Origin of the sequence: Protofrankia sp. Cj5 (assembly GCF_917627405.1) — a bacterium.
Classification (GTDB): Bacteria; Actinomycetota; Actinomycetes; order Frankiales; family Frankiaceae; genus Protofrankia.
The window spans coordinates 25,509-47,066 of record NZ_CAKJTO010000011.1 but is presented as its reverse complement, the minus strand read 5'-3'; the positions used below and the strand labels follow the sequence as shown (position 1 = coordinate 47,066).

At 70.0% G+C, this 21,558-nt stretch carries 20 protein-coding genes; 9 read left to right on the top strand and 11 right to left on the bottom strand.

Going from position 1 to position 21,558, the window contains the following annotated elements:
* Window positions 1-95 precede the first annotated feature (95 nt).
* A complete protein-coding gene (locus MJ777_RS04565; protein WP_239373426.1) occupies window positions 96-1,256 on the top strand; it encodes an epoxide hydrolase family protein in 1,161 nt (386 codons plus the stop codon).
* Between the two features lie 134 nt (window positions 1,257-1,390).
* Here MJ777_RS04565 and MJ777_RS04560 read toward each other — a convergent pair whose 3' ends face one another.
* The 6 genes from MJ777_RS04560 to MJ777_RS04535 form a co-directional block, all read right to left on the bottom strand.
* On the bottom strand, window positions 1,391-2,443 hold the full coding sequence (locus MJ777_RS04560; protein WP_239373424.1) for an NADP-dependent oxidoreductase: 1,053 nt from the start codon (window positions 2,441-2,443) through the stop codon (window positions 1,391-1,393).
* Window positions 2,440-2,661, bottom strand: a complete 222-nt coding sequence (locus MJ777_RS04555; RefSeq protein ID WP_239308805.1) for a hypothetical protein — start codon at window positions 2,659-2,661, stop codon at window positions 2,440-2,442. The genes MJ777_RS04560 and MJ777_RS04555 overlap by 4 nt, the downstream gene beginning before the upstream one ends.
* A gap of 7 nt (window positions 2,662-2,668) precedes the next feature.
* Window positions 2,669-3,013, bottom strand: coding sequence for a 2Fe-2S iron-sulfur cluster-binding protein (locus tag MJ777_RS04550; protein ID WP_239308804.1), 345 nt, complete (start codon window positions 3,011-3,013; stop codon window positions 2,669-2,671).
* A complete protein-coding gene (locus tag MJ777_RS04545; protein WP_239308803.1) occupies window positions 2,998-4,401 on the bottom strand; it encodes an SRPBCC family protein in 1,404 nt (467 codons plus the stop codon). Before MJ777_RS04545 ends, MJ777_RS04550 begins: the two co-directional genes overlap by 16 nt.
* Window positions 4,402-4,538: 137 nt before the next feature.
* Window positions 4,539-4,811, bottom strand: a complete 273-nt coding sequence (locus tag MJ777_RS04540) for a hypothetical protein (protein ID WP_239373422.1) — start codon at window positions 4,809-4,811, stop codon at window positions 4,539-4,541.
* Window positions 4,772-5,197: a helix-turn-helix domain-containing protein gene (locus MJ777_RS04535; RefSeq protein WP_239373420.1), complete on the bottom strand. Its 426-nt coding sequence runs from the start codon at window positions 5,195-5,197 to the stop codon at window positions 4,772-4,774. Before MJ777_RS04535 ends, MJ777_RS04540 begins: the two co-directional genes overlap by 40 nt.
* A gap of 140 nt (window positions 5,198-5,337) precedes the next feature.
* Between MJ777_RS04535 and MJ777_RS04530 the strand changes: the two genes are divergently transcribed.
* The gene (locus MJ777_RS04530) at window positions 5,338-6,195 is read left to right on the top strand and encodes an SDR family oxidoreductase (RefSeq protein ID WP_239308802.1); all 858 of its coding nucleotides are present in this window, start codon (window positions 5,338-5,340) and stop codon (window positions 6,193-6,195) included.
* A gap of 154 nt (window positions 6,196-6,349) precedes the next feature.
* Here MJ777_RS04530 and efeB read toward each other — a convergent pair whose 3' ends face one another.
* From efeB to MJ777_RS04515, 3 genes are all read right to left on the bottom strand, one after another.
* A complete protein-coding gene (gene efeB / locus MJ777_RS04525) occupies window positions 6,350-7,804 on the bottom strand; it encodes an iron uptake transporter deferrochelatase/peroxidase subunit (protein ID WP_239373418.1) in 1,455 nt (484 codons plus the stop codon).
* Window positions 7,801-9,912 (bottom strand): iron uptake transporter permease EfeU, encoded by a 2,112-nt coding sequence (efeU, locus tag MJ777_RS04520; RefSeq protein ID WP_239373406.1) that lies wholly within the window; start codon window positions 9,910-9,912, stop codon window positions 7,801-7,803. Before efeU ends, efeB begins: the two co-directional genes overlap by 4 nt.
* Window positions 9,913-10,142: 230 nt before the next feature.
* A complete protein-coding gene (locus MJ777_RS04515) occupies window positions 10,143-11,678 on the bottom strand; it encodes an AMP-binding protein (protein ID WP_239373449.1) in 1,536 nt (511 codons plus the stop codon).
* Window positions 11,679-12,003: 325 nt separating this feature from the next.
* On the opposite strand from MJ777_RS04515, the gene MJ777_RS04510 reads away from it, so the two are divergent.
* From MJ777_RS04510 to MJ777_RS04490, 5 genes are read left to right on the top strand one after another with little or no spacing between them, the layout of a single operon-like run.
* Entirely contained in the window at window positions 12,004-13,071 is a 1,068-nt protein-coding gene (locus tag MJ777_RS04510; RefSeq protein WP_239373404.1) for a thiamine pyrophosphate-dependent dehydrogenase E1 component subunit alpha, read from the top strand.
* Between the two features lie 55 nt (window positions 13,072-13,126).
* Complete coding sequence (locus MJ777_RS04505) at window positions 13,127-14,110, top strand: alpha-ketoacid dehydrogenase subunit beta (protein ID WP_239373402.1); 984 nt, start codon at window positions 13,127-13,129, stop codon at window positions 14,108-14,110.
* Between the two features lie 4 nt (window positions 14,111-14,114).
* Complete coding sequence (locus MJ777_RS04500) at window positions 14,115-15,554, top strand: 2-oxo acid dehydrogenase subunit E2 (RefSeq protein ID WP_239373400.1); 1,440 nt, start codon at window positions 14,115-14,117, stop codon at window positions 15,552-15,554.
* Between the two features lie 13 nt (window positions 15,555-15,567).
* Window positions 15,568-16,023, top strand: coding sequence for a Zn-ribbon domain-containing OB-fold protein (locus tag MJ777_RS04495; RefSeq protein WP_239373398.1), 456 nt, complete (start codon window positions 15,568-15,570; stop codon window positions 16,021-16,023).
* Window positions 16,020-17,183 carry a thiolase family protein gene (locus MJ777_RS04490; protein ID WP_239314012.1) on the top strand — a complete coding sequence of 388 codons (1,164 nt, stop codon included), beginning with the start codon at window positions 16,020-16,022 and terminating at the stop codon, window positions 17,181-17,183. The genes MJ777_RS04495 and MJ777_RS04490 overlap by 4 nt, the downstream gene beginning before the upstream one ends.
* A gap of 49 nt (window positions 17,184-17,232) precedes the next feature.
* On the opposite strand, the gene tnpA is transcribed toward MJ777_RS04490, so the two are convergent.
* Window positions 17,233-17,658, bottom strand: coding sequence for an IS200/IS605 family transposase (tnpA, locus tag MJ777_RS04485; protein ID WP_239373387.1), 426 nt, complete (start codon window positions 17,656-17,658; stop codon window positions 17,233-17,235).
* A gap of 21 nt (window positions 17,659-17,679) precedes the next feature.
* Here tnpA and MJ777_RS04480 point away from each other — a divergent pair, with 21 nt between their 5' ends.
* Both MJ777_RS04480 and MJ777_RS04475 read left to right on the top strand, forming a co-directional pair.
* Window positions 17,680-18,894, top strand: a complete 1,215-nt coding sequence (locus MJ777_RS04480; RefSeq protein WP_239373385.1) for a transposase — start codon at window positions 17,680-17,682, stop codon at window positions 18,892-18,894.
* An 82-nt stretch (window positions 18,895-18,976) separates the two neighbouring features.
* Entirely contained in the window at window positions 18,977-20,224 is a 1,248-nt protein-coding gene (locus MJ777_RS04475) for an acyl-CoA dehydrogenase family protein (protein WP_239373383.1), read from the top strand.
* A 51-nt stretch (window positions 20,225-20,275) separates the two neighbouring features.
* Here the strand turns inward: MJ777_RS04475 and MJ777_RS04470 are convergent, their stop codons facing one another.
* A complete protein-coding gene (locus MJ777_RS04470) occupies window positions 20,276-21,052 on the bottom strand; it encodes a VOC family protein (protein ID WP_239313417.1) in 777 nt (258 codons plus the stop codon).
* Between the last annotated feature and the right edge of the window lie 506 nt (window positions 21,053-21,558).

Below are 21,558 nucleotides of genomic sequence, written 5' to 3'. Positions count from 1 at the left end.
GGAGATGGTTGTCGATGACCCGTCAGCCGGACCTGTAAAAGACCCACAGCGTGCCCATCGACCCCCACCGGCGTGACCCGCGAATGGACCAGGCCATGACCCCACCGACCATCGAACCCTTCGATGTGCGCGTCACCACCGCCGAGATCGACGATCTCCGTGACCGGCTGGCCCGGACCAGGTGGCCCGACCAGATACCCGGCACGAGGTGGGAGTACGGCACCGAACGCGATTTCCTGGTCGAGCTGTGTCGGTACTGGAAGGACGACTACGACTGGTCGGGCTTCCAGACCCGGGCCAACGCCTTTCCTCAGTTCACCACCGGGATCGACGGGCAGCGCATCCATTTCATCCATGCACGCTCTCCCGAACCGACGGCGAGGCCCCTGCTGCTGACCCACGGCTGGCCGGGCTCGGTGGCGGAGTTCTGGCAGGTGCTCGGCCCCCTGTCCGACCCGGCAAACCACGGTGGTGACCCGGCCGACGCCTTCCATGTCGTCGTCCCGTCCCTGCCCGGCTACGGCTTCTCGGGTCCGACGACCGAGCGGGGATGGACCATCATCCGGGCTGCGTCCGCTTTCCTGGAGCTCATGACCCGCCTGGGCTATGAGCGCTTCTTCGCGCAGGGAGGCGACTGGGGCAGCGCGGTCACCACCACGGCTGCCGGCCTGGCCCCCGAGCGAGTACGGGCCATCCACCTCAACCTGCTGCCGGCGCCGCCACCGGACCGCAACGACCCGACCGCCGGCCTGGACGAAGCGGACCTGGCCATCCTGGCCCGGGTGAAGCATTTCGCCGACCACGAGACCGGCTACCAGAAGATCCAGGGGACGAAGCCGCAGACGCTGGCTTACGGCCTCGTCGACTCGCCGGCCGGGCTCGCCGGCTGGATCGTGGAGAAGTTCCACGGGTGGAGCGACTGCAACGGCACGATCGAATCTCGCTTCAGTCACGACCGGCTGCTTGACAATATCTCGATCTACTGGCTGACCGGGACGATCAACTCGTCGACCCGCCTCTACTACGAGTCGATCGGTCCCGGCCGGCGCCACACGCCCCCGCCGATCACGGTCCCGCTCGGCCATGCCGCGTTCCCGGCCGAAATGGTCCGGGCTCCTCGTAGCTGGTGCGAGGCAGCCTTCCCCACCCTGTGTCACTGGACGGATATGGCCCGGGGCGGCCACTTCGCGGCGATGGAGGAGCCCGAGCTGCTTGTCGACGACGTCCGCGCGTTCTTCCGCACCCAGCGGCTCTGAACGGCTCTGCCGCGTTGGCGAGGTCTGTTACCGCACCCTTGGCTTGGGCGCTGCCGCGGTCGATTCGGCGTCCAGGACCTCAGCGTCGACCACACGTTCCCAGACCCGCGGCCGGCGGATTGTGCGGCTTTCGGTCATGCTTCGACGTCGGGGTCGACACGGACGAGCATCTTGCCGACGTTGTCACCCCGTAGCATCCCGAGGAAGGCTGCGGACGCGTTTTCCAGGCCGTCCACGACCGTCTGTCTGGATACGAGCTCGCCGGTCCGCAGCCAGCCCGAGACACGGTCGGTGAACTCCGTCCGCAGGTCCTCGTGGTCGCGGATGATGAACCCGCGTAGGGTCACCCGTCTGAGCACAGCCTGGATGAGGTGGTCGATACCGGGCTGGGGTGCCGTCGAGGTGAACTGGGAGATCATGCCGCAGAGGACGACCCGGCCGCCGACCCGGAGGGCATGCAGCGCGGCCACCAGGTGGTCGCCGCCGACGTTGTCGAAGTACAGGTCGATGCCGTCCGGCGCGGCCCGCCCGAGCCCGGCCGCGATCGGTTCCGCGCGGTAGTCGACCGCGGCGTCGAAGCCGAGCTCCGTGGTAAGCAGGTGGCACTTGGCCACGCTGCCCGCGCTGCCGATGACGCTGGCGGCACCCAGCAGCCGGGCGAGCTGGCCGACCGCGCTGCCGACCGCCCCGCCGGCCGCGGAGACGAAGACAGCGTCCCCCCTGGCCAGCTTGCCCGCACGCAGCAACCCGGCATAGGCGGTGAAACCGGTCTGGCCGAGGATGCCGAGCCAGGCCGATGGCGCGGCGCGCGCGGCGTCGACGGCGCTGAACGCCGCGGGGCTTCCCGGCGTCGCCTCGACGATCGCCAGCTCTCGCCAGCCGAGCCGGTGGCGCACCCACGCGCCTGGGTGGATACCGGGAACGCGGCTCGCGAGCACCCGCCCGATGGCGGAGCCGTCCAGCGGCTCGCCGACGGCGAAGTTGGTCGTGTAGTGCTTCTCGGTCTCCTCGAGGCGACCCCGCATCGACGGGTCAACGCTCATGAAGGCGTTGCGGACGAGAAGCTGGCCCGCACCCAGCTCGGGCACTGCTCGTTCGGTGAGCGTGAAGTCCTCGGGCGCCGGTCCGCCCGGACCAGGACGGCGGGCCAGCGTCACCACCCGGGTGTGGCGCCCGGCGGTGCTCATGGCGGGGTTTTCCCGTCCCGCGGCCGGGCGCGGCGGCCGACCCAGCCGGTGATCTGCAGGTCCGCGTGACGGATCTCGCCCGACTGCCAGCGGCCCTCGGAGTCGAACAGGCCGCGCTGGCCGGTCATCGGGTCGTGGACCTCGACCAGCCCGGTGTCGGTCAGCGTGTACACCTGTTTGGTGATCGGATGAGTCAGGCTCATGGGTTTTGCGTTCACCGCACGTTCACAGCTCCTCCAGGCCGCGCAGTTCCTCCACACGGCGTACGCCGCGCTTGACGACCACGACCGGGCCGGTCACACGCAGCCGGCAGGCCAGCCGGAGGCGCCCGTCCGCCTCCGGACCGATGGCGGTCAGCCCCTCCTGTTCACGATCGTCAACGGGGCCGCAGTTGTCGGCCCCCGCGCTGACCCGCAGCACGCAGATACGGCAGGTGCCGAGCCCGCCGCAGACGGTCGGCCACCACAGGCCGTGCCGCCGGGCGGCGCTGAAGACGGTCTCGCTCTCGGCCACGGCCAGCACGATGCCGGACGGCGTTACCGTCACCTGAGCGGTCAGCGTGACATCCACGTGTCGAGCAGATGGTGAAAGTGCCGGATGCGGCTTTCCTGATAGTCCGCGAGCGTTATGCCTGGTTTGCGGGTCGCCTTCAGGCCCTGCTGGACGAACGGCAGGTTGGCGAGGTCCTGGTCGAAGACCGGGCCCAGCAGACCGAGTTCGGCAACGTCCGCCATGTTCATGCCCGCGGGCACCCATCGGATCTTCGCCGGGGCCGGGCGCGGGGTGCCCTTGGGCCATCCCGACAGGAAGAAGATTTCGGCAACACAACGGTCGGGGTCGTTACCGTAGGGCCGGAACCGATAGACGATATTCGATTTTTTCCCCGCCCAGGGGTGGAAGTTCGGGAAGAGAATATAGTTGACCGCGTCCAGCAGCTCGCTGTCGGTGACCTCCGCGTAGCTCTCGCCGGAGAGCGCGCTCAACTGGGCGCGCATCTGGTCGGCGAGCACCGCGCGGGCCGTGCCACCGGCTGGGATCTCCGGCAGGTCGCCGCCAGCCGCGGTGAGGTCCCGGCCCTGGGTCGAGGCGTAGAAGCCGCGTGAGAAGTAGAAGCTCTCCAGGACATCCTCTTCGGTCACGCCGCCCGCCAGATGCGGGCTCGGCACGCCCTGCACGGTGATCGTGCGGTCCCAGTTGGCGCTGGCCACCACGTCGTACTGGGAGTTGGCGTCGCCCATCCAGGCCAGTAGCTGCGGGTGGGTGCCGATCACGTGGAAGGCCTCCATGAAGGCCTCCTGCCCGATCTTCCAGTTGCAGGGCAGGACCTTCGCGATGTGTAACGAGGTATAACGGTCTTCCAGCGGCCACCGGGTGAAGTGGTCCGGCAGGTCGCCGGCGAAGGTCTCGAACGGCTCGCTGTGGGGATCCATGTTGATGAAGACAAAGCCGCCCCAGGTGGCGACCCTCGCCTCGGGCAGGCTGAATTTCTCCCGGTCGACGTGGGGGAAGTCCCAGGCGCACGGGATGCTCTTGAGGGTGCCGTCGATGTTCCAGGTGAACCCGTGGAACGGGCAGCGGAACTCCGGAACGTGCCCGCTGGTGGTGCGCAGCTTGCGCCCGCGGTGCAGGCAGGCGTTGACGAAGGCCCGGATCTCGGTCGGGGCGGTCCGCACGATCAATAGCGAGTCGTCGGCGATCTCGTAGATCTCGTGGTCACCGACCTCGGGGATGTCCTCCTCCCGGCAGGCGAACTGCCAGACCCGCCGCCAGAGCTTCTCGACCTCCAGACGATGCCAGGCGGGGGAGATGTAGCGCTCGGCATCGATATCCTCGTTGCCGAGGTACTCGTTCACGGTGAGCCGCAGGACGCTGGGCACGGGCCGGGTGTCCGCGGCGAGGTAGTCCTGAGCGGACGGGCCGGGGCAACGGGCGCGGGTGCCGGGCTCCTGCGTGACCATGACGCCTCCCGAAGTTTCTTGTGTCTGGCTATAGTAACCGGTCGCCAGGCGCCAGGCAGGAGATCACACCGGAATCCCCCCGGCCGGAATACGCTGCGGGGCCTGCGGCCATGCCAGCTGGCTGGGTGGGGAACGACCTATGGCCGGTGGTCGATGAGGATCGGTTCCTCGGTGACAGTGATGGTGTCTCCCGGTTGGACGGCGGTTGTACTGCTGTCCAACCGGTGGATCGCCGCGACGCCGGGTTCGGCGGTGGTGGTCGCGGTGCCGTGGTCGGTCCACCGGATCGTCGCGTCGTAGCGCCGATCGGATTCGGCAATGGTGAACAGGCACTGCCAGACGTTGTCCGGCAGCCTGATCGCCAGGAACGTCAGGCCGACGAGGCAGGGGGCTTCGCGCGGTCGTAGCACGTCTGGGCCGCGATCACCGCGGGCATCTCGCTCTCGATGAGCTCTATCAGCTCGCGCAGCTTCGCCGCGATGCGCACGCCGAGCGGCGTCAGGCTGTACTCCACGCGTGGTGGGATGGTCGCCTGGACGTCCCGGCGGACCAGCCCGTCGCGTTCCAGCGCCTGTAGCGTCTGCGACAGCATCTTCTCGCTGACCCCGTCGACTCTGCGGCGCAGCGCGTTGAACCGGTATTCGCCCTGGGTCAACGCTGCCAGGGCGAGGACCCCCCACTTGCTGGTGACGGTCTCCATCGTCCGCCGCGAAGGGCATGCGCGGGCGAAGACGTCGGCGGCCAGAGCGTCCGCCGGGTCGGCGGACACGGCCGTCGTAGGGGTCGAGCGGTTCATGGTACCCACTGTAGCGATTCAGGGCGCCATCCCCATCAACCGTACTAACCAATATGACTGCACTTACAAATAGTTAGTACACTCCTGGAGTGCCTACCGCACGGGCAGGCAACGCCAGATCGGCCACCAGGGAGAAAGCTATGATCACTGTTACCGGCGCCACCGGGCACCTCGGCCGCCTTGTCATCGAGGAGCTGCTGGAACGCGGCGTGCCCGCCGGCGACGTCGTCGCGGCCGTGCGCGGCCCTGAGAAGGCCGCCGACCTCGCCGCCCGCGGCGTGCAGGTTCGGGAGGCCGACTACACCAGGCCCGAGACGCTCGCCACGGCCCTCGCCGGCACGGACAAACTGCTGCTGATCTCCTCCAACGAGGTCGGCCAGCGCGCGGCCCAGCACCGCAACATCGTGGATGCGGCCGTCGCGGCCGGCGTCGGCCTCATCGCGTACACAGGCATCCTCAACGCCGACACCACCGGTCTGGCGCTGGCCACGGAGCATAAGGCCACCGAGTCGATCATCCGCGACTCCGGCCTGCCGTTCGTCTTCCTGCGTAACGGCTGGTACATCGAGAACTACACCGACAACCTCGCTCCCGCGCTCGAACACGGCGTGCTCCTCGGCGCCGCGGGCGACGGCCGGATCGCCGGCGCCACCCGCGCCGACTTCGCCGCCGCGGCGGCTGCCGTCCTGCTGGGCGCCGGCCAGGCGGGCGCCGTGTACGAACTGGGCGGTGACGAGCCCTTCACGATGACCGAGCTGGCCGCCGAGGTCTCCCGCCAGAGCGGCAGGACGGTCGTCTACCAGAACCTGCCTGCCCAGGAGTACACCAAAGCTCTCGTCGACGTTGGTGTCCCCGAGGCCTTCGCAAGCCTGCTCGCCGACTCGGATCTCGGCATCGGCCGCGGCGAGCTGACTACCGACAGCGGCGACCTGCGCCGCCTGCTCGGCCGCCCCACCACCAGCCTCGCCGACGCGGTAGCCGTCGCTGTCAAGGCCTGACCGAGCGAAGACGGTAGGCCGGGGCCGGGGCAGGCCCGGAATCGGTTATTGGGTGTGTGCCTGATAGCGGCGATCATGGCCGGCGGCGGGCCGGTGTTACCTGGTCCCGGCCCGCCACCAGCTCGTCCTCTGCCGGCCAGGCCGGCGTCCAGGGTCAGGTGAGCAGAGCACGGCCGAGGTGGTCGGCGGCGTCCCGGACGCCGGGCAGGACGAAGAAGTAGCCGCCACCGGTCGGGCTGATGTAGTCGACCAGCGGTTCATCGATGAGCCGGGTCTGGGTCGCCTCGAACTGGCGGGCGATGTCCTGCTGGTAGCAGCAGAAGGCCAGGCCCATGTCGAGGTTGCCGTTGGTGTCGATGCCCCGGTCGTAGTTGTAGCCGCGGCGCAGGATACGGGAGCCGGCGGTCTCGGCGGTGCGGGGGTTGGACAGCCGGATGTGCGCGTCGAGCGGGATGATCTTTCCGTCGGCGTCGCCCGCGTAGTCCGGGGTGTCGGTCTCGGCGGTGCCGTCCAGCGGCGCGCCGGTGTCCCGGCGCCGGCCGATCATCATTTCCTGCTCGTTGAGGGAGACCCGGTCCCAGAACTCCACCAGCATCCGGATGACCCGGATGACCTGGTAGGAGCCGCCTGTGGTCCAGGCGGGCTCGTCGCCGCCGTGCACCCAGACCAGCCGGTCCAGCTCGGCGGCGCTGGTCACGTCCGGATTGGCGATGCCGTCCTTGAAGCCGAGCAGGTTGCGTTGGGCTCCCGACGGCCGGGGCTGGTTCTGGAAGCCGTCGATGCGCCACCGCAGCTGCATGCCGCCGCGGGTGTGCCGGGCGATGTCACGCAGCGCGTGCAGCACGGTGTCGCGGCTGTGCGCGCACAGCTGAAGGCTGATGTCGCCATGGCACTGCGTGGCGTCCAGGTTGTCGTTGGGGAAGGTGCGCATCGGTGTGAGGTGACGCGGCGCTCGGTCGGCCAGGCCGAAGCGGTTGTCGAACAGGGATGCGCCCACACCGACGGTGACGGTCAGCGCGTCCGGGGGCACCACGGGCCCGACGATGCCGCTGTCCGACGGCGGGGCGGTCGTGCCGAGGTCGACCGGGGTGCCGCCGGCAGTCAGGAAACGGGCCCGTTCGGTGATTGTCCTGAACAGGTCGACAAGCCCGGCCCGGTCCGTCGTGATCGCGTCGAAGGACGCGAACATCGCCGCCGCCGGTGGTGGTGTGATGATCCCGGCCTGGTGGCTCCCGTGGAAGGCGACCACCTCGTCGGAGCTTCTGGGGCTGCCGGCGTCGGCGTTGGCGGTGGCGGTGGTGGTGGTGGTGGCCAGCGCGGTGCCCGCGGCGCCCACGGCCGCGCCCGCGGCCAGCGCGCCAGCGAGAAAGGAGCGGCGCCCGAGCGCGCCCCCGGCGAACCCGGCGCGGCGCCGGGGCACCGGACAGCTGGTGGCGGCTGTGGTGGCGGTGTCAGCGGCGGTTGCCTGCCGCGGCGGCGGTGATGGTTCGGACGCTTCGGCCATGATGGGTGGCACTCCGGAGGACGGTGCGGCAGACGGTGCGGCAGAGGAGCCGGTGAGGTCGGTGTTGGGGCTGGTGTTGGGGCTGGGCAGGCCGGACCCGGTCATCCGGTGCTCCTGATTTCCAGGATGTCCGGGATGGGCGCGAGGGTTTCCAGCAGCGCGCCGAGGCTGCCGTTCAAGCGTTGCCGGTCGGCGCGGGGGAGGGCGGCCGGGGCGATCCAGGTCCCGGCGGGGTGGGCGATCCGTGCCAGGAGCGATCCGAACGCGTCGAGCTCGCGTTCGGAGGCCGCCAGCGTCGCTGGCGCACGGGCCGCCAGCAGCGGTGTGATGATTGTCAACAGTTCGCGGGTGCCGTCCACATTCGCCGCGGCCGTTGCCAGCGTTGTGTTGCTGCCCTGGTCGGCGGCACCGGTGAGCTGGAACTCGAGGGTGTTCTCGAGAATTTCATGGCTGCGCAGGGCCAGGTCGTTCGGATCGAGTTCCTGGGTCGGGAAGGCCTTGGCGAGCGCACCGACGGCATCGGCGAGTGTCGCGGCGGACGCCTTCAACGAGTCCACCGATTCGCCGTGCCACAGCCCGTGCTCGACGCGGTGGAACCCGGCGAAGTCCGGGTCGCTGACGCCGTCCGGCAGGCCGGCGGGCTGGCCGTTGACCGACGCGTCGAAATCGCCGAACGTGCCGTAGGCGGCGCCGAGGCGTTCGTAGCTGAGATGGGCCGGGAGCCAGTCGCGACGGGCCGCGTCGAGGTCACCTGACTCGATGTCAGCCCGGAGCGTGTCGGTGTCGCGTTGCAGCGTGGCCAGGCCGGCGGTGACGAACGCCCGGTAGGCCTCCACCGGTGCCTTCACGGTCTCCTCAGTGACCGGGATGATCGCCTGCCCGCCAGCGCTCGACCCGGCTACCCGCCGGCTCGCCGAGACGACGGGCTCCCCGCCGTCGGACAGGCACTGCCAGGCATAGGTGCCGCCACCGATGGTCACGGACAGTGGCCGGCTGGTGCCCGGCGCGAGCAGTTCGATCTCGGCGTGGATCGCCCCGTTTGCCGGGTCGATGAAGCGTATCTCCATGGCCTGCCCGCCGGTGTTGCGGACGGTGAACATCATTCGACCCGGATGCGGAGCCTCCCAGGCGGTGACGCAGGAAGTGGAGGTCGCCTCGATCGTCGTGCCACCAGCTGGGGCGGACGGGCCGAGGGCGAGGATGGCGCCGCCAGCGGCAACGGCCGGCACCGCCACCAGGGCCGCTGGGAGTACCCACCGGGGCACCCGCCGTGAGCTGGTAGCCGCTGGTGCTGGTGCTGGTGCTGGTGCTGGTGCTGGTTCGGCTGGCGCCGGCTGGGGCACCTCGGCCCCGGCGGCTGCCGGCACAGCGGCTGCCGGCACAGCGGCGGATGCCGCCGGGGCGGGGCGGACACCCCGGACGAACAGGACCATGACCGGGATCAGGTAGCCGAGATAGCCGACGACCTGGAGCACGCTCATGCGTGGCGTGATGTTGAAGATGCCCTCGATGAGCCTGGAGTACCACGAGCTCGGGTCGATGGTGGTGCCGAGGTTGAACGCGGCCGCGTCGATGCCGGGCAGGATGCCGCTCTCCTGGAGGTCGCGTAGGCCGTAGCCGGCCACGCCGGACGCGATCACAATGAGCCCGATGCCGGTGAGCGTGAAGAATTTCGTCAGGTTGATCTTCACGGCCCGCCGGTACATGCCGACGCACAAACCGGTGGCGAGCGCGAGGCCGGCGCAGGCTCCGAGCAGCGGAGCGACCGATTCGGACGCGCCGCGGGTGGTCGTCCAGACGAACAGGGACGTCTCCAGCCCCTCCCGGGCGACGGCCAGGAACGCGGTGATGATCAGCGTGCCCGGCCCGAGTGCCAGGGCAGCCGTGATCTTTTCGCTGATCTCACTGGACAGCGCCCGCGCCGAGCTGCGCATCCAAAAGATCATTATGGTGACGAACCCGACCGCGACCAGGCTCAGGATGCCGCTGAACGCTTCCTGGGCCTTGGTCGACAGCTCGGTGGCGGCGAAGGTCAGGACGGCGCCGAAGCTCGCGGAGAGCGCGACAGCGGCCAGCACGCCCGTCCAGACCTGGGGCAGGCGTGCCCGCTCGCCGGCACGCACAAGCGTGGCAACCAGAATCGAGACGATCAGGCCCGCTTCCAGGCCTTCGCGTAACCCGATGAGCAGGTTCGGGACAACCTCACTCCACACGCCTGATACCTCCGTGATCGCTGATGTCGACCTAGCGGAGGTTATCAGAAGTATAAGTAAACTTCACTTAATTAGAGAGCATCATCAGGTTTCAGGTGAGATCAGAAGACGGCTGTCTGTCTGGTCAGCCGGGCGGCGGGTGTGCGGATGGGCGCACTCTCCGCGGGCGGCCCCGTCTGGACATCATGACTGATCATGATGCCTGGTGGGCTGCCCCGATGTACGGGATGTCATCCCGCGATGGTGCGCTCAGAGCGCCAGTAAGAACGTTGTAACGCTTTTTTGTCAAGCTTCCCCATGGCGTTACGGGGAAGCTCGGCGAGCATTTCATATGATTTGGGGCATTTGTACGACGCGAGTGACAGCCGGCAGAAGCGGTCGAGCTCGCCTGGGCCCGGCGGTTCTCCACGGGGCACGATCAGCGCCCGTAGCGTCTCGCCCAGGTCCGCGTCAGGCACACCGATCACGGCCACGTCCGCGACCGCCGGGTGGTCGGCCAGCACACGTTCGCACTCGGCCGGGTAGAGGTTCACCCCACCGGAGACGACCATGTCCGCGAGCCGGTCGGTGATGTGGACGTACCCATCCGCGTCGACGAAGCCGATGTCGCCGAGCGTGAACACGCCGGGCGCGAGGTAGGCGGCCGCGGTCTTGACGGGGTCGCCGTGATAACGAATGCCCCGGTCGGCTGGGGCGCGAAAACCCAGCACACCTATCTCGCCGGCGCCCACCGGCGCGTTGTCCGCGTCGAGGACGACCGCCTCGAACGGTGGTACGCACCGCCCGACCGACCCGGGCCGGGCAAGCCATTCGTCGCTTGTGATACGGCAGACAGTGCCCGCCTCACTGCCTCCGTACGACTCCACCAGCACCGGCCCGAACCAGTTGATCATTGCCCGTTTGGTGTCGGGTGGGCAGGCCGACCCGGTGTGGGAGACACTGCGCAGGCTGGTCACGTCGTAGCGGTCGCGTACGTCCGCGGGCAGGGCGAGCAGCCGGGCGAAGTGCGTCGGGACCAGCACCGACGACGTCACCCGGTGGGCCTCGATGAGCCGCAGCACATTCTCCGCGTCGAACCGGCCGAGGATGACCACGGGCTGCCCGGACAGCAGATGGCGCAGGCAGCTGAGCGGGCCATTGTGCGCCAGCGGCCCGACCACGAGATGCGGGCCGGGCGGGAAGGCCGAGCGGGCAGCCAGCGCGGCGGCATAGCCGGCCGCGGTGCCGGGGGTCGGCGCCGTCCAGCGCACCTCGGTGCCCCGCGGCCGCCCGGTGGTGCCGGATGTGTAGACGATAGGCGGCCGGGCGGGCCGGCTGGCGATGGCCGGCAACGGCCGGTCGCTACCCGTCCAGTCCGCCCAGTCCGTCCAGCCGGGGTGCTGTCCGGGGGAGACGCCGTGGACAATTACGGCACGTAACCGCACGGACGTGGCGGCCCTGGCGATGCCCTCGCGGCCAGCCGGCCCGGCGACGGCGGCCACCGCGCCGGCGTCCACGAGCAGGTCGGCGAACTCACCGGCGGTGAGCTGGCGGGACAGCGCCACGGTACCGACCCCGGCGCAGATGCCCGCGGCATGCGCGACAAGGGTTGGGATGAGGTTCTCACCGGTGACGGCGACCCGCGCTCCGTCACCGTCCGCGACGGCAAGCATCTCGGCAGCCACGGCGCGTACCTGGTCGGCGAGCTCCGCCCACGTGAGCCGGCTGGTGTCGTCGACGAGGGCGACACCAGCCGGCTCACGCCGTGCCCGCGCACCGATCCCCACCAGCTCCAACGGACCTCACCGCCCCGCTTCTCACGTCTGCCGGCTGCGTGCTTGCCGGTCATGTCGAATGTAGACCCATAACTGTAAGAGCAGTCAAGAAACAGTTCCGGGTTCCGCCGCGGGTGCCGCGGGCGGGGCGGGCGGGGCGGGCGGGGCGGGCGGGGCGGGCACTCCTGCGGCGGAGGCCAACGACAAACACCGGCTATGAGTCTGGTGTGGGGAGGCATCTCTTACTAGAGTCCATTTCGACAAACTCCCGGATGCTCGGACGGCACAGCGGTCCGCTGCGCGCGGCCGCCGGGCCAGGCAGAGAGGGGCAGGCATCATGACGCGAGCCGTCGCGGCCGACCAGAGCGCCCGGCCCGCCCAGCCCGCGGCCGTCGCCGCCACCAACGCCCGCGTCGGCACCAACGCCGACGCCGGTGCCAGTGCCGACGCGGGCGTGCTCCTGGACCTGCACCGCCGGATGGTGCGCATCCGGGTGTTCGAGACCGAGGCCGGTCGGCTGATGGAGGCCGGCACGCTGCCCGGTTTCCTGCATCTCTACGTCGGGCAGGAGGCGGTCGCCGCTGGCGCGATCAGCACGCTGCGGGACGAAGACCAGATCACCTCCACCCACCGCGGGCATGGCCATGCGGTCGCCAAGGGCGCGGACTTCCGCCGGATGTTCGCCGAACTGTATGGCCGAGTCGACGGCTACTGCCACGGCCGGGGCGGGAGCATGCACATCAACGACCTGTCGATCGGCATGCTCGGCGCGAACGGGATCGTGGGCGCGGGCATCCCGATCGCGGTGGGCGCGGCGTTCGCCGGCGCCTACCGCCGCGACGGCACCGTCGCGATGGCCTTCTTCGGCGACGGCGCCTCCAACATCGGCAGCTTCCATGAGGCGGCCAACCTCGCCGCCGTGCTGCGCCTGCCGGTGGTGCTCGTCTGCGAGAACAACGGCTATGCCGAGTTCACCCCGCAGGCCCGGCACATGCTGCTCACCGACGTTGCCGATCGCGCGGCGGCCTACGGCATGCCGAGCGAGATCTGCGACGGTATGGACGCGGCCGCGGTCCGGGCGGCCACCCTGCGCGCGGTGGAGCGGGCCCGGTCCGGTGGCGGCCCGACGCTGGTCGAGGCCAAGACCTACCGTTACTACGATCATCAGGGCGTCAAGGGCCTGCGCATCCCGTACCGCACCCAGCAGGAGATCGACGCCTGGAAGGAACGCGACGCGATCAAGCTGCTGGAGAGCGGGGCCACCGCGGCCGGCACGGTCGCGCCGGAGCGTTTTGCGGAGATCTGGGCGCGGACCAGGGCCGAGGTCGCCGCGGCGATCGCCTTCGCCACGGCGAGCAGTGAGCCGGACCCGGCTGACATCGCCCGGGATGTCTACAGCGTGTGATTCCTACGGCATGTGACGCCCACGACGACCAGCGGTGAAAGGAGCTCCACGGCCGATGACACGCACCCTGACCTACGTCAAAGCGTTCAACGAGGGCCTCGCGCAGGTCATGCGCGCCGACGACGACGTGTTCGTGGCCGGCGAGGATGTCGCCGGCTACGGCGGGGTCTTCCACATGTTCGACGGGCTGCTGTCGGAGTTCGGGCCGCGCCGTGTTGTGGACACCCCCATCTCCGAAGCGGCGATCATCGGCCTCGGTGTGGGCGCCGCCGCCCGTGGCCTGCGGCCCGTGTGCGACCTGATGTTCATGGACTTCCTCGGCGTCTGCATGGACCAGGTGGTCAACCAGGCGGCGAAGATGAAGTTCATGTACGGCGGCTCGGTCAGCGTCCCACTCACGATCACGACCGCGGCGGGCGCCGGGCTCGGTGCCGCCGCGCAGCACTCCCAGAGCCTGGAAGCATGGCTCGCGCACACCCCGGGCCTCAAGGTGCTCATGCCCGCCACCCCGGTGGACGCCAAAGGGATGATCGTCTCCGCTGTACGTGACGACAACCCGGTCATCGTGATGCTCAACAAGGCGCTGCTCGGATCCAGGGGCGAGGTGCCCGAGGAGATCTACGAGGTGCCGATCGGCACGGCCGCCACGCTGCGCACCGGTGACGACGTCACCGTCGTGGCCCTGGGCCGGATGACCGTCGAGGCGCTGGCCGCCGCCGAGGAGCTCGCGGCCGAGGGCGTCTCGGTCGAGGTCATCGACCCCCGCACCGTGCAGCCGCTGGACAGCGAGACGATCGTGCAGTCGGTGGTGCGCACCAACCGGGTGCTCGTGGTGCACGAGGCTGTACGGTTCGGTGGCATCGGCGCGGAGATCGCCGCGCAGGTCCAGGAGGCCGCTTTCGACTACCTCGACGCGCCGGTGTCGCGCCTGGGCGCGCCGTTCACCCCGGTGCCGTTCAGCCCGGTGCTGGAGCGGGCGTACATCCCCGACCGCGCCCGGATAGCCGACGGCTGCCGCCGGCTGCTCGCCCGAGGCTGACGCCATGGCTGTCGAGGTGCTGCTGCCCAAGCTCGGGCTGACGATGCGGGAAGGCACGATCACCGAGTGGCTCGTGCCGGCCGGTGGTCTGGTCCGTCCCGGTGATGTGATCATGAGGCTCGCCACCGACAAGGTCGACGCGGATGTCGAGGCCGAGGGGGAGGGACTCTTCCATCCGGTCGTCGCGGCCGGGGCCACAGTGCCGCCGGGCGCGCTCGTGGGCTGGCTGCTCGCCGCGGGCGAAGTGCCGCCCGGCGGGCCGCGGCCCCGCCCCGCGCCGGCCGAGCGGCGCTTCGCGTCCCCGAACGCCCGCCGGGTGGCGCGGGAACACGGCCTCGACCTCGCGACCGTCCAGGGCACCGGCCCAGGTGGCCGGATCGTCTCCGAGGACATCGAGGCGGCGGCCGACCGGGCGGCCACCGTTGCCACCGCGGCCACCGCGTGCCCGGCGGTCCCCAGCATCCCGCCAGTGGCCATCCCGCCAGTGACCATCCCGCCAACTGCCACCCCGCCAGTGACCATCCCGCCAACTGCCACCCCGCCGCCACCGGCGCCGCTGGTGCGCCGGCACGCCGAGACCCTCGGCGTCGACCTCGCCACAGTGGCCGGCACCGGAGCGGGCGGACGCATCCGCCGGGCGGACGTGGACCTCGCGGCCGCCGCCGACACACGCGATCGCGCATTACCGCCGCCGCCCGCGCGCCGGTCGCCGCCCAGACCCCGGCCAGGCCAGGTCGTGGCGCTGACCGGGATGCGCGGCGCGATCGCCCGCACCATGCGCGCCAGCCTGCAGGAGATGGCGCAGCTCACCCACGGTTACGAAGCCGACGTCACCGATCTGGTCGCCCTGCGCGCCCAGCTCAAACGGGAGTGGACCGGCCTGGGGGGCGCCGGTGCCGCTGCCGGTTCCACGCCGCGGGTGCCGTCCCTGAACGACTTCGTCATCCGGGCCGCGGCGCTGGCCCTGCGCGATCATCCGATGCTCAACGCCACCATCCGTGACGACGGTATCCACCTGCTTGCCGAGATCCATATCGGGACGGCGGTCGCGGTACCCGACGGGCTCGTGGTGCCGGTCGTGCGGGACGCGGCCGACCGTGGGCTGCTCGCCCTCGCGGCCGAGACAAGGCGGCTGGCTGGCGCCGCCCGCGACGGCCGGCTCACCACGGCGGATCTGGCGGGCGCGACCTTCACGGTGACGTCGCTGGGCGGCTACGGCGTGGACTTCTTCACACCTGTGATCAATCCGCCGAACGTGGCCATCCTCGGGGCCGGGCGGGTCCGTGACGGGGTCCGCTGGGAGGGCGACACACCGCGGCGGACGTCCGTGCTGACGCTCAGCCTCACCTTCGACCACCGCGCCGTCGACGGCGCGCCCGCCGCCGAGTACCTGCGCGCGGTCACGGCGCTGCTCGCCCGTCCGCTGCGGTTGCTGGCCGCATGAGCCGGGTGCTCCGATGACCTCCGCGGTGACGCCGCGTGGTGTCCCCATCGACCCGGCGCTGTTCGCGTCGCTCGACCCGCCGCGCCTTGCCGGCGGCAGGTGCGGGAACTGCGCGACGACGGTCTTCCCGGTGGCCGCGGCCTGCCCCCGCTGCTCGGCGGACGGACCGGCCATGGCACCGGTCGCGCTGCCCGGCCATGGCACGATCTGGACGCTGACCAGCCAGGGCTTCGAACCCAAGCCGCCGTACACCCCACCGCCGGACGGATTCCGGCCGTACGCGGTCGGCTATGTGGATCTCGGTGACGTGCTTGTCGAATCCCTGCTGGCCGGGGATCCGGCCGCGCTTGACATCGGGGTCCGGGTACGGCTCACGCTCGTCCAGACCGGCACTGCCGGCGAGGTCACCTACGCGTTCGAGCCCGCCGAGCCCGCCGAGCCCGCCGGGGAGAAGGAGACGGGCACATGAGCATCGACCGGGGCCCCGACGCCGTCTACGTCGTCGGGGTCGGCATCCACCCGTTCGGCCGGCACGAGGGCGTCACCGGGATGGGCATGGCCGAGCACGCGGCCCGCGCCGCGCTCACCGACGCGGGCGTCAGCTGGCCCGATGTCGATCTTGCCGTCGGCGGCAGCAACGTCTCCGGGAAGCCCGACACCCTCGTCTCCCGCCTCGGCCTCACCGGGCTACCGTTCGTTACTGTCCGCAATGGATGTGCCACCGGTGGTGTGGCGCTGGCGACCGCGGCGAACGCCCTGCGGGCCGGGGAGGCCGACGTGACCGCGGTCATCGGTTTCGACAAGCACCCGCGGGGCGCGTTCAGCTCCGACCCGGCCGGCTACGGGCTGGGAGAGTGGTACGGCCGGACCGGCCTCATGGTCACCACCCAGTACTTCGCCATGAAGACCCGGCGTTACCAGTACGAGCACGCCATCTCCGACCGGTCGCTGGCCCGGGTCGCGGTCCGCGCGCTGCGCAACGGCGAGGCCAGCCCCACCGCCTGGCGGCGCACCCCGCGCACCGAGGACGAGGTGCTCGCCGCGCCGACCGTCAACGCACCGTTGACCCGATCGATGTTCTGCTCGCCGAGCGAGGGCGCCGTCGCGCTCATCCTCGCCCGTGGCGACCGCGCGGGTGACCTGTGCGAACGCCCGGTGCGGCTCGCGTCGGTGGCGCTGCGCACCCGCCGGTTCGGCTCGTTCGAGGTGTTCTCCCCGTGGCTCGCGCCCGAGCCCTGCCACAGCCCGAGCATGGCCGCGGCCGCCGCGGCGTTCGCCGCGGCCGGTGTCGACCCGTCCGATGTGGCCGTCGCCCAGCTGCAGGACACCGACAGCGGATCGGAGATCATCCACCTCGCCGAAACTGGGCTGTGCGGGCACGGCGAGCAGGAGAAACTCCTCGCCGACGGTGTCACCGAGCCAGCTGGCCGCCTTCCGGTCAACACCGACGGCGGATGCATCGCCAACGGCGAGCCGATCGGCGCGTCCGGGCTGCGCCAGGTGCACGAGATCGTCCGCCAGTTGCAGGGACGGGCGCTCGGCCGGCAGGTCCCCGGGTCTCCGCGGGTCGGCTTCACCCATGTCTATGGCGCGCCTGGGCTCTCCGCCTGCGCGGTGCTGACCGTCTGAGTGCTTGACCGGGAAACGTAGCGCGCAAGCCCCGCCGTTCAGGGCGGGGTTAGCGCATCGGGGCTGGCCGCCGCTGCCCTTCGATGTACTCGCGCAACACCGAAATGGGCGCTCCGCCAGCTGAGGCAGCGAAGTAGGACGGGGACCAGAAATGCCCGCGCATCGAGGCCCGGTTCACCCGGCCGGTGAACTCGGCGCGCAGCATCCGCGCGGACACACCCTTGAGGCTGTTCACGAGCGTGGACACGGCGATTTTGGGCGGATATTCGACCAGCAGGTGTACGTGGTCGTCCTCCCCGTTGAACTCGACGAGGCGGGCGCTGAAGTCGGCGCACACGTCGCGCATGGTCTGCTCGCAGGTGTTGAGCATCGCCGCGTCGAACACCCCACGCCGGTACTTCGTCACGAAGACCAAGTGAATATGAAGCGCGGAAACCACGTGCCTACCGCGCCGATAGTCATCGGAGATGTCCATAGACCAAGTATGCTTGGTGGCGTGTCGACCGTCCGATACCGCTACCGCGCCTACCCGGCCCCAGCGCAGGTGCAGGCATTGGCGCGGGCGTTCGGATGCGCCCGGGTCGTCTACAACGACGCAATCCGACTACGTGATGAGACGCACGCGGCAGGCGAGAAGATCTCCGACACCGAGGTACAGCGCCGGGTCATCACGCTGGCGAAGAAAACTCCCGAACGGGAATGGCTCGGTCACGTCTCGTCGGTCGTTCTGGTGCAGGCATCGCAGGATGCGCGGAAGGCATGTCGGAACTGGTTCGACTCGCTGTCAGGCAAGCGGAAGGGCCGCCGGGTCGGGCGCCCCCGGTTCCGGTCTCGGAAGGACAACCGGCAGTCGATCCGGCTTACCCGCAACGGCTTCGGTGTCACTGCGCGGGGCGTGCAGCTAGCGAAGATCGGTAATGTTCGGCTTGAATGGTCGCGGCCGTTACCATCGGTCCCATCATCGGCCACGGTGATCCGGGAAGCGGACGGCCGGTACTACGTGTCGTTCGTTGTCGATGTCACCGACGAGCCCTATTCGTCAACGTCGAGCGAGGCGGGGATCGATCTGGGTCTCGAACGACTGGCAACCGTGTCGACCGGCGAGATCGTGGCCAATCCACGCCACCTGCGCACCGCTTGGCGCCGCCTGAGCAGGGCTCAACGGGCACTGGCCAGGAAGAAGAAAGGCTCGGCGAACCGGGCGAAAGCGGTCCGCCGTGTGGCGGTATTGCACCGGAAGGTCCGAGAGACCCGCCGAGACCATCACCACAAGCTCGCCGCTCGACTTGTTCGCGACAACCAAGCGATCTACGTTGAGGATCTTGCGGTGTCCGGTCTCGCCCGAACGAAACTCGCGCGGGCGGTCCACGACGCTGGCTGGTCGAAACTGGTCGGCCTGCTGGAGGAGAAGGCCGCGCGGCGTGGTCGAAGCGTGGTGCGGGTAGGCCGGTTCTTCCCGTCGTCACAACTCTGCTCAGCCTGCGGAGTGAAAGATGGTCCGAAGCCACTGGCGGTCCGGACGTGGACGTGTCCGGCCTGTAACACCACACATGATCGTGATCTGAATGCGGCCCGGAACATCCTGTTCGAGGGACAGCGCATCGTCGCCGCCGGGCGGGTGGAGACGGTAAACGCCTGTGGAGTCGATGTGAGACCGGCACCCGTGCCGGCAGTCGGCAGTGAAGCAGGAACCCACCGAGGTGCGGCATGAACCGCACGGTAGGAATCCCCGTCCTTCAGGGCGGGAGGACGTCAACGTCTGAACACGACCGGCGAAGGGGGCAGCACCACCGATGAGCACTCCGGAACTCGCGACCTGGCGTACCGAGGTACGGCGCTGGCTCGCCGCCACCGTCGCCGCGCCCGCGGCAACCGGCGGTCCGCGCGATCTCGCGGTGTTCCGCAACCTCTCCGACGCCGACGAACGCACGCTGCTGGACAACGTCCGGGCATACCGGCGGGCCCGGTATGACGCCGGCTATGGCGCACTCACGCTGCCGGTCGAGCAGGGCGGTGCCGGTCTGCCCGCGCTGTTCGCGGCCGCCTTCGCCGACGAGGAACGCGCGTTCGCCGTGCCGCCGTCCACCGAGTTGATCAGCGTCACGACCGGCCTGGTCGGCCCGGCCTTGGCGATGTTCGGTACGCCCGCCCTGCGGGAACGGTTCGTCGGCCCGCTGCTGCGTACCGACCTGCTCGCCTGCCAGCTGTTCAGCGAGCCCGGAGCCGGTTCCGATCTGGCGGCGCTGTCCTGTCGTGCCGTCCGTGATACCGGGGATACCGGGGACACCGGGGACGGCTGGGTGGCGGATGGGCAGAAGGTCTGGTCATCTGGCGCGCGGTTCGCCGACTACGGCCTGCTGCTCGCTCGCACCGACCCGGACGTGCCCAAGCACGCCGGGATCACCGCGTTCCTCGTGCCCATGGGCGCCGCCGGTATCGAGATCCGTCCGATCCGGCAGATGAGCGGGGGGACGTCGTTCAACGAGGTCTTCCTCACCGGCGTCCGGATCCCCGACAGCCTGCGCGTCGGTGCTGTCGGCAACGGCTGGCGGGTGGCGAACGCGACGCTGTCCTTCGAACGCACCGCGTCCGGTTCGGTGACTCGGCGTAAGGGAGGAACCTTCGATGACGTGCTGGAACTCGCCCGTTCGCTTGGCCGGGCCGGCGACCCGGTCGTCCGCCAGCAGCTCGCCGATCTCCACATCCGGACGGTGCTGCGGGCCGCCACCGCCGGGCGGGTGGCGCGGGCCGCCGCCGCCGGGATGCCGCCGGGGCCGGCGGCCTCGGTCGGCAAGCTGGTCGCGTCCGACGTGCTGACCCGAACCGGGGAGCTCGCCGTCGACCTGCTCGGCGGCCGGGCCGCGGCTGACACCGGCGAAGGATTCGCCTGGACGGAGCACCTGCTGGGCGCGCCCGGCTACCGGCTCGCTGGTGGGACCGACCAGATCCAGCGGAACATCATCGGCGAGCGGGTGCTGGGTCTGCCGGCCGAGCCACGGGCCGACAAGGACCTCCCCTGGTCCGGACTGTCCCGATCCTGAGCGGTGGCCGCCAGACCCGGCCCGCGGCTCGCGCCGCGCCCGCCTGGCCCGCTACCCAGGTGGGTTCGCCAGGGAGGCGACGATGTGGAACTCCACGCCGAACGGGTCCTCAGCGGCGGCGATACGTCCGTAGGGGGAGTCCTGGGGCGCGCCGGAGATGGTGCCGCCAGCGTCGACAATCCGCCGGGCGGCCGCATCGGTGTCGTCCACCTGGAAGTAGGTGATCCAGGATGAGGAGCGCGCGTCGGCCACGCCGTGGATCCCGCCGACTATGTGGCCGTCCGGGCGGTGCAGCAGCGTGTAGTCGATGTCGGGTGTCCGCACGGGTTCCAGGGTGTAGTCGAAAATCGCCTGGTAGAACGTGCGGGTCGCCTCGGCGGCGGGAGTGCGCAGCTCGTTCCACGCCAGGGAACCGGGCTCGTCGACAATGCGCGCGCCGGGGTGCGTACGCCCCTGCCAGAGGCCGAACTGCGCGCCGGCCGGGTCGCGCGCGATCGCCATCCGCCCGGCGTCCATCACGTCCATGGGCGCCATGACCAGCTGGCCGCCAGCGTCGGCGATGTGCTTGGCGGTGCCGTCACAGTCATCGCTGGCGAAGTAGAGGTTCCACCAGAAAGAAGCGGCCTGCGGGTCAGGGTTCGCCATGACGGCCGCGACCGGCTGCCCGCGCAGCAGGCACATCGTGTAGCCCTCGGTCTCGGGCGGGCCTTCCTCGAACTCCCAGCCGAACAGCGCGCCGTAGAACTCCTTTGCGCGTTGAATGTCGGGAATGCCAAGGTCGAGCCAGGTAGGTGTCCCCGTCGGTGGATTGCTCGTGATGTTGACCATGAGATTGTCTCCTTCGGGCCTGTCGGATATAGGTCTGCCTACCCATCCTTGACATCCCCGGACGGCTCTGCCAGTTCCCACGTGCGGGCACTCGCCGCGATAGATGCCCGGTATCACGCGGGAGCGGACTGACCGGGGAGGAGGAACGGAAGGGGATCCCGGGAGAGAGGGCAAGCCCTGCCGGCCTACCAAGGGCTGACCTGCAACGCTGCAACGCTGTGACGCTGGGCAGTATGTCAGCGATCAATGACCCGAACCGGCCGGTCCACTATGACTATCAGCATAGGCGTGCAACCCGTACAGCGATCTTGTTCGACAACCATAGTTGTCGGCCTGTTGGGTGACAGCTATGGCTGTCGCATGGCGGACGATGCTGCGTCGGCACGTGGTGAGAAGTCGGCGGGCGCCTTTTAGCCCAGCGGGTTACATGTTCTTCGCATCCTGCGGTCGGTCAGGGAGTGGGGATAACCGTGCCCCGATAGCGATGGCGGGTGGTGCCCACTTTC